The organism is Pauljensenia sp. UMB9872, from assembly GCF_030212665.1.
Classification (GTDB): Bacteria; Actinomycetota; Actinomycetes; order Actinomycetales; family Actinomycetaceae; genus Pauljensenia; species Pauljensenia turicensis_B.
Map to the genome: position 1 here is coordinate 150,395 of NZ_JASOER010000001.1, position 14,935 is coordinate 165,329.

The window sequence follows — 14,935 nt, forward strand, 5'->3', positions numbered from 1 at the left end:
ATGAAGCGGGTTGGGCGCGCTTCCAGTTGTTCAATTGACGAGGTCACAATGATATGTGGTTCCTCAGTGTTGCTTTGGGTAGACAAATCGCACTAGACGAGTGGGATGGTCAAGCTGGCAATCACAAGCAGTGACCACACAATCTCACTGCGCCCAAGAACGGTCACAGGAATTGGCTTTGCGCGTCGTGCCTGCCAGAGCGGAACAATCAAGGATCGGGCCAGCAGAGCAACCCACACGACGATGGAAGTCCAGCCGAGCAGATTCGTCCATACTGCAAAGCAGACTCCGACCAGCGCAAGCAGATGAAGAACCCCGCCGGCAATAATCCACGGGCGCGGGTTTTTGCGTCCGCGAATCAGTGAACGCACATACGGAACGCAGGCGATGAAATAGGCGCTGAGCACGCCAAAGGAAACCCAAGCAAAACCAAGCTCAGTGTTCGTTGGATACACATCAAGCGACAGACTGGTGGCAACAGGTGTCATCAACGTTGACGCCAGAACCGACGAGAACCTGGTTGCAATCGCACGATCATGCCCTCGCGACACCTCCCTCAAGGTCACCACAACCAGCGGAGCAAAGAACGGAGCCCACGCCAGCAGTCGAGGCGCCACAATCAGAAGCGGAATTCCTAGCAGAGCAGTCAACCCAGTCCACGTGATAAACGCAGGTTGAAGGGAAGAACGACGAGAAACCGGTGCCTTCATCCACTTTTCAAACACTTGGAAGAATGCGAATGCGCTCAACCATGCGGGGATAAGCAAAGCAAAAAGCGGATGCCAGCCGGCCAGCCAGCACCCCAAGAGAAGTGGGAGCAGAGCAATGCCCCACGCCCCCTTCTGACCGGGAACCCATCCCCTCGCGCCGAGCGAGCGTTTAACGCCACTCTTCGGTGTCATGTTCTGAGGTTCCATGACACAAACTCTAAGCAAAAACGTCCAGCAATGGAGATGACAAAGCGTCGTCAAGAGATACATCAAACCGGTGCCCGGAACCCCTTCCCGGAAAGGAGTCAATAATGCCAGCCCGGCCTCGTCGACCAGGAGACTTCGCTTACTAAAGCAGACGAGAACGGGCATTTTTCGTCAAAGCTGGGCACAATAGAGCCATGAGCACCCCAACGATGACAGCTCCCGCGCCTCAAGCGCCCGCCCCCAGCGCACGAGAAGACCGATCCGCGAAGGTCGCAGTGACCGTATTCCCGCTGATTATCCTTGGCGCACTTGTTGGTGGACTGATCTTCCCCGACGCTGCTGCGCCACTGCTTTCCGGCGTGAACTACGCGCTGATGGTCATCATGTTCGGCATGGGCTTGACACTGACACTTCCCGACTTTGCGGTTGTTGCCCGTCGCCCCTGGCCCATCATCCTGGGTGTCCTGCTCCAGTTCATCGTCATGCCTCTGTCCGCACTCTTCGTTACCTGGGCATTCCACCTCGATCCGGCGCTCGCAGTTGGCGTCATCCTTGTCGGTTGTGCGCCCGGTGGAACCGCATCGAACGTCGTCGCCTATCTTGCGAAGGGCGACGTCGCCCTGTCGGTCGCGATGACCTCCGTTTCCACGTTGCTTTCTCCGCTGGTCACGCCGATCTTGACCAAGTATTTGGCCGGCCAGTACATGCCCGTCGACGCGCCCGCGATGGCAAAGTCGATCATGATGATCGTCTTCATTCCCGTGGTTCTTGGCCTGATCGTTCGTCGCCTGATGCCACGCTTCGTTGCTACGGTTCTTCCCGCCCTGCCCTGGATGAGTGTCCTCGGCATTTCCTATGCGGTTCTCGGGTTGGTTGGTGCCTCGTCTGAGCGCATCCTGTCCGGTGGCCTGTTGGTTCTTGCCGTTGTCATCGTGCACAATGCGCTCGGCTTGGGCCTCGGCTACGGTTTTGCCCGAATCAGTGGCGTCGGTGAGAGTGCGGCCCGCACCACCGCCATCGAAGTTGGCATGCAGAACTCCGGTCTAGCAGCGGGCCTCGGCGCTCAATACTTCACCCCCGAAGCTGCCGTCCCCGGTGCAATCTTCTCCGTCTGGCACAACGTGTCCGGCTCTGCACTGGCAGCGTTCTTCCAGCGTTGCCCACTGGATAAGTAAGCCGAAGTTCCGCCAGCGTCGCCCCTTCTGTTTCGCGATTGGGGGACGAGGCGACCGCAGAACTCTGCCTTCTCTTCACTTCAATTTGCCTTTTTCGCTTCAACTTCGTCGCCTTGCGCGCATAACAAATGGGCCCACGATCCGGTGTAAAACCAGACCATGGGCCCATTCGTGTGTGAAAGCCCCCGAGGCAGAAACTTTCAGGTGCGTAGTGATTGTGTTGTTTTCAGGACCTCGTTACAAGCCCCAAACCCAACAACTGCCTCAGGTCACTTGAGAACGGCAGTGGCGCCAGAAGAGGTAAGAGAAACACTCTCAACCTGCTTCTTCTTCGCGCACACAACGATCGTGATCGGATTGCGCTGCGCTTGACGCACCGCTGCAACGTTCATCCGGATAACCGGCTGCCCAGAATCCACATGATCGCCGTCAACGCACAGAGCCTCGAAAGGTTCACCCTTCAACTCCACGGTGTCGAGACCAACATGGACAAGGACCTCAAGACCTTCGTCAGAGACCAGGGTGAAGGCGTGGAGAGTCTTGAAGACAGTGACGATTGTGCCCGAGCACGGTGAAAGAACATCAACTGCATCAACGTCGTCTCCGGGGATGACGGCGAACCCATCGCCGAGCATCTTGCTTGAGAACACCTGATCTGGAACTGCGGTGATTGCAACTACCTCGCCAGAAAACGGTGCCTGAAGCTTAACCTTCTTCTTTCCCAGTCCAAACATCATCAGACTTCCTGTTCGCCCTTGAGGGAGACGGAGGACTGCTCAAGCTGGCGCGCAACTTCGTCATAGACGAACTGAACCTGCGGGCCAACAATGACCTGAACCGACTTCTGCGACGGACGAATCACGCCTGCAACGCCGGTAGCCTTGATGTCCTTCTCCTTGACGGGGACGTTGTCCTTGACGACCGTGCGCAGGCGGGTTGCGCAGTAGTCGACGGACTCAATGTTCGCTGCGCCACCGAGACCGGCAATGATCTTTTCTGCAATGGCAGAGAACTCAGAGTCGGAGGTGATTGCGGACGGGCCCTCTTCTTCATCGTCGCCACGACCCGGGGTCTTCAGGTTCAGCAAGCCGATGAGGAAGTAGAAGATCACGAAGTAGAGGACGAAGAAGACAACGCCGAGAACAAGGAGCATCCACCACTGGTTCGCAACAGGGTTGCGAGCAGACAGGAGCATATCGACGAAGCCCGCGGAGAAGCCGAAGCCTGCGGTCCAGTGGAACGCTGCAGCGATAGCAACCGAGATGCCGGTGAGGACTGCGTGCACCAAGTAGAGCAGCGGAGCAACGAACATGAAGGCGAACTCGAGGGGTTCGGTGACGCCGGTGAAGAACGAAGCAAGAGCACCGGCCATCATGAGCGAGCCGATTGTCTTCTTGCGCTTGGTGTCAGCGCGCATCCACATTGCAAGGGCTGCGCCCGGAAGACCGAACATCATGATCGGGAAGAAGCCACCCTGGTAGCGACCAACTTCGCCGATGACATTGCAGACGCCGTTTGCCCAGGTGCCGGGGCAGGATGCTGCGTCGGTTGCAGCTGCGGCAGCTTCGAGGGTCTTGGAACCACCGAGGAAGTCACCAATGTCGTTAATGCCGATAACGTCGAACCAGAAGATCGAGTTCAGAGCGTGGTGCAGGCCGGTCGGGATCAGCAGGCGGTTAGCGAAGCCGTAGAGGCCGGCGCCAAGAGCACCCATCGATTCGATCGACTGACCGAAGCTGAACAGTGCGTGGTAAACCAGCGGCCAGAGGAAGTAGAGAATCGCAGCAAGAACGATCGCGAAGAGCGAAGTGAGGATCGGGACCAGACGGCGACCCGAGAAGAATGCGAGGAAGTCTGGCAGCTTCGTTGTGTGGAAGCGGTTGTATACCCAAGCGGCAAGAATACCGACCAAGATACCGATTAAGACGTTCTTGTCGTTGATGGCGCCCCAGCCTTGTGAAGCCCACTGGACAGCGGCATCGCCTTCCAGCTTCTCAAGATCGACACCCTTGAATACGGCAACAGTGCCTTCAGAGAGGATCAGCTTGATCGTGCCGTAGCCAATGAAGCCGGACAGTGCGGCAGCACCATTCGAGTCCTTTGCTAGGCCGAATGCAATGGCGATTGCGAACAGCCAGCCGAGGTTGTCCAGAACTGCGCCACCAGCCTTGATCAGGACTGCAGCGACAATGTTGTTTGCACCCCACCCATCGGGGTCAATCCAGTAGCCGATACCCATCAGGATGGCGGCGACCGGCATCACGGCAACTGCACCCATCAGCGCTTTGCCGAGTTTTTGCAGACTCTGCATCATTGCAGGTCTCCTTTCTTGGTTGTGTTGATCTTGAGCTCCTGATTCCAGCCGTGTATCTGAAGAGCGAAGTAGGCTGCTTCGCCGCTGTATTCGCTACCGATATCGTCTTGCTCAAGAATGAGGGAAATGATTTGCCTGGCAGACTCAAACTCTGAGGTGAACTGTTGGCGAATCATGTGTGTTGCATCGTTGTGGCGCGGAGTGCGGGTCTTTAACCTGTCCGCAAGCTGATGCACATCCTGTGTAATGACCGTGTTCAGCCATTCATCAGAATGGGAGAATTGGGCTGTTATTACTTCAACGATTGATGCTAGGCGGTTTGCGCGTTGAAGTGGTCGTTTTACCGCTTCACCCCTTCGCGCTGCATTCAAGTGAAGAGCAATGAAGCCAGCTTCAGAATCCGGGATCGCTAGCGAGAGCTGCTGATTCAAGAAGGCGATGATCAGTCTGGCGACTTCGACTTCTTCTCGATACATCTGGACGATCTGAGTCATTAGGGGATTGGCGATATCTTGGCCCTGATTGACGCGTTGCACTGCAAAGGCGATGTGGTCCAGCAGAAGTGAGTACGAGGCGGTATCGAGTTTGCCGAGCAGGCTATTGGCTATTTCGAGAGCTTGGCTCATGATGCTGACGGCATCTTTATCTAGGGTGTTCAGCCAATCGAGGACGCTCAGGTGCTGTGAATCAATTTCGACGTACTGGCTCTGAATCGTTTTTGGGTCAATGAGGTCACCTGCGCGGTGTCCGAATCCGATACCTCGGCCCGCAAGAACGTGCTCGCGTGTAGCACCTTGAGCAACAACAGCGTTATTGCTCAAAACGCGAATGACGCGCAGGGCAGAATCTTCCACAAGGGCTCCTCATTGAGCGATTTGCGATAAACCGCAAACCCGGTAATGCCTGCGAAAGTAACACCCGGAAAACTGGTCTGTGGTACCGATGATACAACTGTTTAAGCGTCTGTGGAAGTATGTGCTCAAGTTCCAACTCAATGTGGTCGCGTGTGCATGATCGGTGATGGCGTTGCCACTCCGGATCATCAAGAGTCACCCTCGCGTCGCAATGGTAGAGGCGATCTGTCGGTCCCTCGAAAGAAACCGTATTTCCTTCAATGAACGAGGTCTGCCAGATTACCGGGTGGCCTGCGGTGGGAGTCCATGACAAAAGTTGAGCTCCGAAGAAAGAAACGGTCGCCTGCGATGATGCGGACGTGAGGGACGCGATGGATTCCATGGCGTTCAGTGTATTTTCTTGGCGAGTGACGTGGACGATAAACTCCGGTTTTCTCATGAGTGGGAGAAAGTGCGCAGGAGGTGACAATCTGCTCGGATGCCAAGGCTATGCGCGGTAGTGAAAGCAGAGGCTGACAATGCGAGGGGAAAAGCGCTGAGGGGCTGGCACATGCCAGCCCCTCAGCTAAGTTTCAACGAATCAGGATCGATCAATCGACCTGGTCGAACTTGCGACCCCACGCAGTGCGGATCGGGTTCGCGTCAGCAACCAGAATGTTGAATCGCTCGTCGGCAATGTCGATGACCTCACCGAGTGCGAAGCGTGCTTCACGTGCCTGCGATGATTCGACGCGCTTCCATGCCGAAGCAATCAGCTGTTCGCGATCGGCAAGATTGGTCACGCAGACAACCAGTGGGCGATTGAACTTCTCGCGGTAGGCGGCCGATGCTGCCTGTAGCTCCTTGAGCTCAGAATCGTTGAATTCGCCAAGAGCGAGGGCTGCGGTGTCAGCGTGGGCCTGCTCGTTGCCATCCTGGTTGGAGGCCAAGTCGGCGATGTCAACGTAGGCGTTGATCAAAGCTTCCTGTTCGTCAGCAGATGCCCCGAGGACCTCGTCCTCGAACGCCTTACGGAGCTCGGTTGCATCGGCGAACGGACGCTGCTCCCATGCGCGTTCGACGGGCCAGACGTCACCGTCGTACATGCCCTTGAAGGCTTCAACGAAGGTTTCGCGATCCATCGCGTTGACCTGATCGAGGTCCACGGGACGACCGTCAATGATTGCAACATCTGGGCCATCCTGCTTGCCAACGTGGAAGAAGAGCAGGTTCAGGATGAAGGCTGTCAGTGCACCGATGGTCACGCCGGAACCGAAGATGATTTGCAACCATGACGGCATCAGGGATGCAAGATCGGGTTTCAGGGTGACCAGCATGGCCAGACCGATGGAGGTCGAGACGATGACGGCATTGCGGTTATCGCGCATGTCGACCTTGGACAAGGTCTGGATACCGACAACGGCAACGTTTGCGAACATGGCCAGCGATGCGCCACCGATGACCGGCCCGGGAATCGAGGCAACCACTGCGCCAGCCTTCGGCAGGATGCCGAGGATGATCATGATGATGCCGGCTGCGGTGACAACCCAGCGGGACTTCACGCGGGTTAGTCGAACCAGACCGACGTTCTGGGCGAAGCAGGTGTAGGGGAACGAGTTGAAGACGCCGCCGAGGAGGGTGGACAGACCATCTGCGCGAAGAGCGTTTGCAACCTGTTTCGGCGTGATGCGCTTGCCGACGACCTCGCCGGTTGCGAAAACGTCGCCGGTGGTTTCAACCATGGTTACTGCCATGACGATGAGCATTGAAATGATTGCGACGATGTTGAATTTCGGAATGCCGAAGAAGAACGGGGTGGTCACGCCAAGCCATGCCGACTGGCCGATATCAGAGAAGTTGGCGTCGCCAAGCGCAAATGCGATAGCGGTCATGACAACCAGGCCGACGAGGACCGAGATGGTTGACATAAAGCCTTTAAAGATGCGTTGGACGGCAACGATGATTACCAGGGTGCCGAATGCGTAGGCGAGGCCGCGCAGAGTGAGTGCGCCAGCATCCTGGCCCTCTGCCGCGTAGGTGCCCCACGACACGATGTCGCCAGCGGAGACGGAGATGAGCGTGATACCCATGACGGTCAGAAGTGTGCCGGTGACGACGGGTGGGAAGAAGCGAAGGAGTTTCGCGAAGAAAGGTGCCACGAAGAAAGTGACGAGGCCGGCCGCAATGATGGAGCCATACATGGTGGCAAGGCCGGTCTTTGGATCGGCACCGGCTGGAGTGGCGGCGATACCGATTGCGATAAGGGGCGAAACTGCGGTGAAGGTGACGCCCTGGATAAGGGGCAGCTTTACCCCGATCTTCGGGCCGAGGCCGGCCGACTGGATGATCGAGGCGATACCGCAGGTGAACAGGTCGGCGTTGATCAGGTGGATCAGGGTTTCGTTATCGAGGCCGAGGCCGGAGGCGATAACAAGAGGAACAACGACGGCGCCGGCGTAGAAAGCCAACACGTGCTGAATGCCAAGAACTGAAAGCTTGCCAAAGGATGGGACTTGGTCAACGGGATGAACGGTCTTGCCGGTCTCGGTAGCCGTTTCATTTCGTCTAAGAGCCATGGATTCTCCTGGAACTCTAAGAGGTTGTTGGGCCCTGCCAATTTTCCTATCGCGCGCGCGTGTTCCCCGCATCGCGTGGCCTATCTCGCACTCGGTTTGGACGAGTGTTCGAGCAGGGTAAACAAGGGAGTAAGCTATCCCCTTAGTGCGCTGAACACGTGGTTGTGTGTGCGTGATAATACGGTCTTTTGTTCATGGCTGTGAAAGACCTGTTGAGTTATTCGAACCTCGTTTGAGTACTTCGTTCTGTCGGCAAATGTGACCAAAGAAATGTGACCCAAGTCAATAAAAATGGTCTTTTAAGTGGTCACTCATGCTTTATGGGTATCCAAAATGCGAGAAATAAGCCATAAATTGCGAAAAATGCCGTCACGAACTGACAAATGGCTCAGTTTTTTCGTAGTGTTTCCCCAGTGGCTGTCGCCGTGGCAGCTGATAGCAAAAATAGGAATGAGGTTCTTATGCCCATCAATCGCACCGAGCTCGTTGCACAGATCGCAGAGCGCGCAAACCTGACCAAGGTCGAAGCAGATGCAGCTCTTGGCGCTTTCCAGGACGTCCTGGTTGAGTCCCTTGGTAAGGGCGAAGCCGTGAAGATCACCGGCCTGTTCTCCGCAGAGCGCGTCGAGCGCGCAGCACGCACCGGTCGCAACCCGCGCACGGGCGAAGAGATTCAGATCCCGGCTGGCTTCGGCGTGAAGCTCTCCGCTGGCTCCACCCTGAAGAAGGCTGTTGCCAAGTGATCATCTGATCAAACTCTTCGAGTGCGGGGCAGAAACCATTGGTTTCTGCCCCGCACTCTTGTGTGAAACTTCTCTGCCTTTCCTCTTCCTTTGTCCCTAGCGCCTGTTTTGTCGCTAAATGAAGCGGTTTTCGTTCGCGCTCAGTTCAGTTTCTCACCAAGAGAGACCACGCTGGCGCCTCTACAATGGGAGGCATGCGTAACTCCCTCAATGAACCCCAAGGGCCCTCGTCGCCTTCTGCTCCCTCGACTCAATCGTCGACCGGCTTGCTTGAACGAACTGAGGTTGAACGCGAAAAGGCTCCCGGCGATGGTGATCGATTCGCGCACTTCGTGCGTAGGGATAAAGCTGATTCATCAATGATGACGGGACAGCCTGTCGTTGCCTTATGTGGCAAAGTCTGGATTCCGACGCGTGATGCTTCGCGCTACCCGGTGTGTCCGACATGCAAGGAACTTCGTGATTCGATGGGGAAGAACGGACGGAACTGGCCGTTCTCTGACGGGTTTGGTGGCTCGGATAAGTGAGCTCCTCCAAGGATCGTCATCTCTATCCATCCCGCCTCTCACCTGCCGCTGCTCGCTCGCTGTCTCCCTCGTTTCCTGCGCGTGCCAGAAGAGGAACAGCGGGGTCACTTCGCGCATGGCAGGCAGCTGCTCTTGAGCAATACATGGCTGAGGCGCCGCGTGACTTCCTTGCGGTTGCAACTCCCGGTGCGGGTAAAACGACCTTTGCTCTCCGTATTGCTGTGGAGCTGATGGGTCAGGGCATCGTCGATAAGATCACCGTCGTCTGCCCGACTGAACATTTGAAAGGCCAATGGGCCGATGCGGCTGCGCGAGTCGGTATTCATATTGACCCGTCGTTTACGAATGCTCAGGGCCGTGCGGGTTCGCACTTTGATGGTGTTGCCGTTACGTATGCGCAGGTCGGCGCTAATCCTGCGGTCCATGAAATGCGTACACGCGACTATCGGACTCTCGTCATCTTGGACGAGATCCACCACGCTGGTGACTCGCTGTCGTGGGGTGACGGTGTGCGCCAAGCGTTCGGCGATGCAACGCGCCGTCTTGCTCTGACAGGCACTCCCTTCCGCTCTGATACATCGCCGATCCCGTTTGTTCGCTATGTGGAAGATGCCGATGGTATTCGTCGCTCTCAAGCCGACTACAGCTACGGTTACGGCAATGCTCTGCGAGACATGGTTGTTCGCCCGGTCCTGTTTATGTCCTATTCGGGTCAGATGTCATGGCGTACCTCGACCGGCGACGAAATGAGCGCTCGCCTGGGTGAACCTCTGACGAAAGACATGATGAAACAGGCCTGGCGCACGGCTCTTGATCCGAAGGGTGAGTGGATTCCTGCCGTTCTTCGTGCCGCCGATCTGCGTCTTGAAGAAGTTCGTCGTCAGATCCCTGATGCCGGTGGCCTGGTGATCGCCTCTAATCAGACGCAGGCGCGCGCCTATGCGCGTCATCTGTACGAGATCACTGGTAAGAAGGCAACGATCGTCCTGTCCGATGATGCTGACGCGTCGGATCGCATTGATGCGTTCCGCGAATCGGATGACCGTTGGATGGTTGCCGTCCGAATGGTGTCGGAAGGCGTGGATGTGCCTCGTCTATCGGTGGGCGTCTACGCGACGAACACGTCCACCCCGCTGTTCTTTGCCCAGGCCGTTGGCCGTTTTGTCCGTGCCCGCAAACGCGGTGAGACAGCGACAGTCTTTGTTCCTTCGGTTGTCCCACTGCTGGAGCTTGCTTCACAGATGGAAGTTGAACGCGACCACGCGCTTGACCGCCCGAAGTCAGCTGATGACGAAGACGCCATGTGGAATCCCGAAGACGCCATGGTCGCCCAGGCAAATGCGAGTGAGTCAGCATCGTCGGATTTGCTCAATCAGTACGAGGCCTTGGGTGCAGACGCAGAGTTTGATGGTGTGCTCTTCGACGGGGCTGCCTGGGGGCAAGGCGCTCAGGTTGGTTCAGTCGAAGAACAGGAATACTTGGGGATTCCCGGCCTGCTTGATGCAGATCAAGTGACTACTCTTTTGAGGGCGCGTCAAGCTGAACAGGTTGCAGCTCAAAAGAAGTCGAAGAGCGCGGCGAAGATGCGTGAGGCGAACGCTGGAGTCTCAGACCACCGTGTCCGCGCTGCAAAGCGTAAGGAACTCTCACATCTGGTCTCGTCCTGGTCGCGTCGTAGTGGTGAACCGCACGCGATGGTTCACGCTCAACTGCGTCAACGCTGTGGCGGCCCAGAGATCGCCCTTGCAACCACGGAACAGATTGAAGCGCGCATTGCTTTGCTTCGTCAGTGGTTCGTTGGAAAACACTAGGCCTAGCGCAGCTGAATGTGAATGACGAGCTGATACAACGCGGTGCTCCTGCACCCAAGGTGCAGGAGCACCGTCGCGTCTATCAGCGATTCAGAGCTTCACATAGCGTGTCGGGATCGCGACCTCGCCCTCGGACAGGCGCCAGGCCTGATAGGGAAGTTCGTTACGCGAGCGCACGTGCGTTGCTTGCGCTTTCTCTAATGCGTCGTCTCCCCAGAGGGAAGAATCGATTGTGCCGTCAGTGATCAGCGGAATTTGAAGTTTGCGCGCGCCCAGCTTGGCAAGTTCAGCCTTCGCATCGGCTTCAGAATCGGTGACAACGAGGACCTCTTCGGCTGCGTATCCGTCTTCGTCAATGACACGACCAGCGAACTTCTTGCCACCGACCGTTGACTTGGATTCCGACTTCTTCGCGACAGGCTTCGGATTGCCGTTCTCGTCTTCGCGGGACACGAGTTTGTACACGAGAGCCGCCGTGGGCACGCCCGAACCGGTGACCAGCTTCGTTCCAACCCCGTAGGAGTCGATAGGCGCGGCGCCCAGGGCAGCGATAGCGTACTCATCCAGATCGTTGGTGACTGTGATCTTTGTGGTCGTTGCGCCAAGAGCATCAAGCTGACCGCGAACCTTGAAGGCGGTGGCAACAAGGTCGCCAGAGTCCAAACGAACGGCGCCTAGTTCACCGCCGGCAGCGCGTGCAGCCTCAACAGCGTTGATGACGCCCCGTTCGACGTCGTAGGTGTCAACGAGCAGCGTCGTCGATGGGCCAAGCAGTGCAATCTGAGCATCGAATGCTTCGCGTTCCGAATCGTGCAGGAGAGTGAAAGAGTGGGCTGCGGTGCCAATCGCGCGGATTCCATAGCGCTTGGCCGCTTCCAGATCGCTGGTTCCAGCAAATCCTCCGATGATTGCTGCGCGCGCTGCGGAAACCGCGGCTCGTTCGTGGCCTCGTCGAGCTCCCATATCCATGCACGGGCGACCGTGGGCGGCGATCGTCATACGCGACGCGGCCGATGCGATCGCACAGTCATGGTTCAGGATCGACAGAAGAAGCGTCTCGAGCATCGTGCACTCGGCGAAGGTTCCCTCGACGGTCAGCAGAGGGGAGCCTGGGAAATAGCATTCGCCTTCGGCATAGCCGCGAATCGAACCGGTGAAGTGGAAACTCTTCAGATAATCGAGTGCGTCATCGGAGACGATCTTCTCGGCGTGAAGCCAATCGATCTGAGCGGGCTCGAATTCGAAGCGTTCGAGCGCTTCGAGAATGCGACCAATACCTGCGACAACACCGAAGCGTCGGGTTGCGGGAAGACGACGCCCGAAAACCTCGAAAGTGGATGTGCGCCATGCGGTACCGGCTTTCAAAGCAGCATCAAACATGGTCAGTTCATACATGTCCGTCAGCAGCGACGTTGAAATTGATGAGGGCATATGGCAAACCTAGCGCGATATACCACAAGTTCGCGTGTTGAAACCGCAGCATGGTACGAAATCGTTGCTTAGGCTTGAAACATGCCAACGACTTCATCGACGCCACTTGAACGCGTTGCCCCCACCTTAGCTGGGCTCGCGCAGTGGCGTACTGTCGTGTGGGACGATCCGGTTAACCTGATGTCGTATGTGACCAATGTGTTTGTCCGTCATTTCGGCTATTCGCACGATCGCGCTGATTCCCTGATGCGTGAGGTCCACTTGCTCGGCAAAGCAACCGTATCTACGGGACTTCGCGAACGCATGGAAGCCGATGTTGTGGCGATGCACGGGTACGGTTTGCGCGCGACGTTGGAACTCGACTCGTGATCGGTCCTTTTGTATACGAGGCCGGCGCTTTCAGCGCCGAATTACAACCCCCGTATTCGACATTGATTGCGCAGCTGATGCGTGAGATTCTCGTTGTCCTTGACGATCCAGGGGATATGCCAGCATTCGTTGCTGCGGCAACCTCGTTGGAGAATCATCGCGAGGCTCCAGAAGAACGCTCCCTGGACTATTTACTTCCAGCGATGAGCTCTGACCCTCAGGACGCAACGGGTTTGCGTGCGCTGACGGAAGACTTTTTGCGGGCAGAAAAGTCTGCTCGACTACGTAAAGTGTGCGCGCATATTGAGCGCACTGAAGCCCTCGGTATTCACGAAGTCAGTTTCGATGCTGACGAGGTCTGGGATTGGCTTGGTGCGCTTAATGATGTTCGTCTCGGACTTGCCGGTGAACTTCAAATCGCTTCCGATGATGACGTGGAGCAAATCGCGAAGATTGCAAGCGAAAAACCGAATGGGACCCGTCAGCAGTCGGCAAGCGCTATCTACATGGTCCTTACCTGGTGGCAAGACTCACTGGTGTTCGCCCTGAATTCCCAAGGTGGTAGCAACTAGGGTCAAAGCATGGATAACGCGCCTATCGGTATTTTTGATTCTGGCCTCGGTGGCCTGACCGTCGCGCGTGCTGTCATCGATAAATTGCCGGACGAGGAAATCCTCTACCTCGGTGACACTGCCCACACCCCCTATGGGCCTCGTGCAATTGCAGAAGCGCGTCGCTTCACATTGGAATGCTTGGATGAACTCGCTTCCCGCGGTGTGAAAGCGCTGGTGATCGCCTGTAATACGGCAACGGCTGCAGCCCTTTCAGATGCGCGCGAACGCTACTGGATTGACGCGCATATCCCTGTCATTGAGGTCATCACTCCGGCCGCCAGGCAGGCTGTCGCGACCACGAGGAATCGTCGTATTGGCGTGATTGGTACGCAGGCAACCATCCAGTCGGAAGCGTATCGAAACGCACTTGCGGCCGTTCCGGGTCTCCATGTTTCACAGCAGGCGTGTCCTGATTTTGTTCCTTTCGTAGAGCGTGGTGTGACAACCGGAGCTGAACTGGAAGCTGTCGCGCGCGAGTATCTTCAGCCACTCAAGGACGATGGCGTCGACACTCTTATCCTAGGATGCACGCACTACCCGTTGTTGACCGGCGTTATCGGCCGTGTCATGGGCGAAGGAGTGTCCCTTGTGACCTCGTCAGAAGCGACTGCCAACGTGACGTACAACGAACTGACCGACCGCGATCTCTTGCATGAACCATGGGCGGAAGGGGACGGCCCCCATCACCGGTTCATGACAACCGACTCCGGCGATACGTTCCCACGTCTGGCCCGACGTTTCCTTGGCCCCGAAGTTGGAAACGTGCAAGAAATCTCGATTGCGTCAGGAGCCAGTGCCCAATGATACTGACAACGATCGGGTGCACCGGTTCCATGTCCGGTCCGAAGTCTCCGGCCTCGTGCTACTTGGTTCAAGCGAACGGCGTTGATCCGAGCACCGGTGAGGATCGCGTGTGGAACGTGGTTCTCGAGATGGGCCCCGGTTCTTTCGGTGCTCTCTGGCGTCGGATTAGCCCCCGCGATATTGATGCGGTGGTCCTTTCGCACTGCCACGCTGACCATATGGCTGACATCATCTCGCTACAGGTGTATCGCAAGTGGGGCCCCGGCTCTGATTTGCCTCCGTTGATGGTTGTCGGTCCCGAAGGTCTGTTGGAACGTATCCGCCAGATCGACGGTGTTGTCGAAGAGGAGCTGTACGCGAATGAATTCGATATTCGAACCGTTGAAGATGGCCAGTCCTATCAGATTGGTCCGATGACTCTGACATCGTTCAAGGGGATCCACACAATTCCCTCGTTCGGAACGCGTATTGAGGGGCCGAGCCAGTCAGATCCGTCGACCGCGGTGTCGATGTTCTTCACCGGCGATACGGATGAAAGCCCTCGTATCGATGCTGGAGCTATGAACGTGGATCTTCTTCTGACCGAAGTCGGTTTCACTTGTGAAGATTCAGTTCGTGGAATCCACATGGATGGGGTGCGCGCAGGTAGCTTTGCGACGCGAGCCAATGTTGGTCGACTGGTTGCGACGCACATTCAGCCGTGGACAGAAACTGAACAGGTGCTTGCTGAACTGCGTCAGACCTGGTCTGGTCCCGTTGATTTCGCCTGTCTTGATTCTTCGTTCGTGGTGGGTGGCAAGTAGCGCTCATCGCTGGGACTG

General features: G+C 56.8%; 14 protein-coding genes. 8 read left to right on the forward strand and 6 right to left on the reverse strand.

The features are described from left to right. Nucleotides 1-92: 92 nt before the first annotated feature. Nucleotides 93-902: a YwiC-like family protein gene (locus QP109_RS00700; RefSeq protein ID WP_285022658.1), complete on the reverse strand. Its 810-nt coding sequence runs from the start codon at nt 900-902 to the stop codon at nt 93-95. 209 nt (nt 903-1,111) lie between these two features. Between QP109_RS00700 and QP109_RS00705 the strand changes: the two genes are divergently transcribed. Next, entirely contained in the window at nt 1,112-2,092 is a 981-nt protein-coding gene (locus QP109_RS00705) for a bile acid:sodium symporter family protein (protein WP_243381175.1), read from the forward strand. Nucleotides 2,093-2,361: 269 nt separating this feature from the next. On the opposite strand, the gene QP109_RS00710 is transcribed toward QP109_RS00705, so the two are convergent. The 4 genes from QP109_RS00710 to QP109_RS00725 all read right to left on the reverse strand — a co-directional run bounded on the left by QP109_RS00710 (nt 2,362) and on the right by QP109_RS00725 (nt 7,815). After that, a complete protein-coding gene (locus QP109_RS00710) occupies nt 2,362-2,829 on the reverse strand; it encodes a PTS sugar transporter subunit IIA (RefSeq protein WP_101627944.1) in 468 nt (155 codons plus the stop codon). After that, on the reverse strand, nt 2,829-4,406 hold the full coding sequence (nagE, locus tag QP109_RS00715; RefSeq protein ID WP_101627943.1) for an N-acetylglucosamine-specific PTS transporter subunit IIBC: 1,578 nt from the start codon (nt 4,404-4,406) through the stop codon (nt 2,829-2,831). Before nagE ends, QP109_RS00710 begins: the two co-directional genes overlap by 1 nt. Continuing rightward, nucleotides 4,403-5,260 (reverse strand): PRD domain-containing protein, encoded by an 858-nt coding sequence (locus QP109_RS00720; RefSeq protein ID WP_285022665.1) that lies wholly within the window; start codon nt 5,258-5,260, stop codon nt 4,403-4,405. The genes nagE and QP109_RS00720 overlap by 4 nt, the downstream gene beginning before the upstream one ends. A 590-nt stretch (nt 5,261-5,850) precedes the next feature. Beyond that, nucleotides 5,851-7,815, reverse strand: a complete 1,965-nt coding sequence (locus tag QP109_RS00725; protein ID WP_285022666.1) for a solute carrier family 23 protein — start codon at nt 7,813-7,815, stop codon at nt 5,851-5,853. Nucleotides 7,816-8,276: 461 nt separating this feature from the next. On the opposite strand from QP109_RS00725, the gene QP109_RS00730 reads away from it, so the two are divergent. The 3 genes from QP109_RS00730 (at nt 8,277) to QP109_RS00740 (ending at nt 10,896) form a co-directional block, all read left to right on the forward strand. After that, entirely contained in the window at nt 8,277-8,558 is a 282-nt protein-coding gene (locus QP109_RS00730; protein ID WP_101627940.1) for an HU family DNA-binding protein, read from the forward strand. A gap of 194 nt (nt 8,559-8,752) precedes the next feature. Beyond that, complete coding sequence (locus QP109_RS00735; protein WP_101627939.1) at nt 8,753-9,085, forward strand: DUF3039 domain-containing protein; 333 nt, start codon at nt 8,753-8,755, stop codon at nt 9,083-9,085. A gap of 59 nt (nt 9,086-9,144) precedes the next feature. Continuing rightward, nucleotides 9,145-10,896: a DEAD/DEAH box helicase gene (locus QP109_RS00740; protein WP_285022812.1), complete on the forward strand. Its 1,752-nt coding sequence runs from the start codon at nt 9,145-9,147 to the stop codon at nt 10,894-10,896. 90 nt (nt 10,897-10,986) lie between these two features. Here QP109_RS00740 and QP109_RS00745 read toward each other — a convergent pair whose 3' ends face one another. Further along, the gene (locus tag QP109_RS00745; RefSeq protein WP_285022669.1) at nt 10,987-12,327 is read right to left on the reverse strand and encodes a nicotinate phosphoribosyltransferase; all 1,341 of its coding nucleotides are present in this window, start codon (nt 12,325-12,327) and stop codon (nt 10,987-10,989) included. A gap of 81 nt (nt 12,328-12,408) precedes the next feature. Here QP109_RS00745 and clpS point away from each other — a divergent pair, with 81 nt between their 5' ends. From clpS to QP109_RS00765, 4 genes are read left to right on the forward strand one after another with little or no spacing between them, the layout of a single operon-like run. After that, nucleotides 12,409-12,696, forward strand: coding sequence for an ATP-dependent Clp protease adapter ClpS (gene clpS, locus QP109_RS00750; protein ID WP_101627937.1), 288 nt, complete (start codon nt 12,409-12,411; stop codon nt 12,694-12,696). Beyond that, complete coding sequence (locus QP109_RS00755) at nt 12,693-13,268, forward strand: DUF2017 family protein (protein ID WP_195225884.1); 576 nt, start codon at nt 12,693-12,695, stop codon at nt 13,266-13,268. Before clpS ends, QP109_RS00755 begins: the two co-directional genes overlap by 4 nt. A gap of 9 nt (nt 13,269-13,277) precedes the next feature. Then, nucleotides 13,278-14,114: a glutamate racemase gene (gene murI / locus QP109_RS00760; protein ID WP_285022672.1), complete on the forward strand. Its 837-nt coding sequence runs from the start codon at nt 13,278-13,280 to the stop codon at nt 14,112-14,114. Next, nucleotides 14,111-14,917, forward strand: a complete 807-nt coding sequence (locus tag QP109_RS00765; protein ID WP_285022674.1) for an MBL fold metallo-hydrolase — start codon at nt 14,111-14,113, stop codon at nt 14,915-14,917. Before murI ends, QP109_RS00765 begins: the two co-directional genes overlap by 4 nt. Nucleotides 14,918-14,935: the final 18 nt, after the last annotated feature.

What these genes read in the sequence shown, in the direction of transcription:
- QP109_RS00705 (WP_243381175.1), top strand. Translation starts at nt 1,112, where the DNA reads ATGAGCACCCCAACGATGACAGCTCCCGCGCCTCAAGCGCCCGCCCCC.
- QP109_RS00700 (WP_285022658.1), bottom strand. Translation starts at nt 902, where the DNA reads ATGACACCGAAGAGTGGCGTTAAACGCTCGCTCGGCGCGAGGGGATGG.
- QP109_RS00765 (WP_285022674.1), top strand. Translation starts at nt 14,111, where the DNA reads ATGATACTGACAACGATCGGGTGCACCGGTTCCATGTCCGGTCCGAAG.
- murI (WP_285022672.1), top strand. Translation starts at nt 13,278, where the DNA reads ATGGATAACGCGCCTATCGGTATTTTTGATTCTGGCCTCGGTGGCCTG.
- QP109_RS00745 (WP_285022669.1), bottom strand. Translation starts at nt 12,327, where the DNA reads ATGCCCTCATCAATTTCAACGTCGCTGCTGACGGACATGTATGAACTG.
- QP109_RS00730 (WP_101627940.1), top strand. Translation starts at nt 8,277, where the DNA reads ATGCCCATCAATCGCACCGAGCTCGTTGCACAGATCGCAGAGCGCGCA.
- QP109_RS00735 (WP_101627939.1), top strand. Translation starts at nt 8,753, where the DNA reads ATGCGTAACTCCCTCAATGAACCCCAAGGGCCCTCGTCGCCTTCTGCT.
- nagE (WP_101627943.1), bottom strand. Translation starts at nt 4,406, where the DNA reads ATGATGCAGAGTCTGCAAAAACTCGGCAAAGCGCTGATGGGTGCAGTT.
- QP109_RS00725 (WP_285022666.1), bottom strand. Translation starts at nt 7,815, where the DNA reads ATGGCTCTTAGACGAAATGAAACGGCTACCGAGACCGGCAAGACCGTT.
- QP109_RS00710 (WP_101627944.1), bottom strand. Translation starts at nt 2,829, where the DNA reads ATGATGTTTGGACTGGGAAAGAAGAAGGTTAAGCTTCAGGCACCGTTT.
- clpS (WP_101627937.1), top strand. Translation starts at nt 12,409, where the DNA reads ATGCCAACGACTTCATCGACGCCACTTGAACGCGTTGCCCCCACCTTA.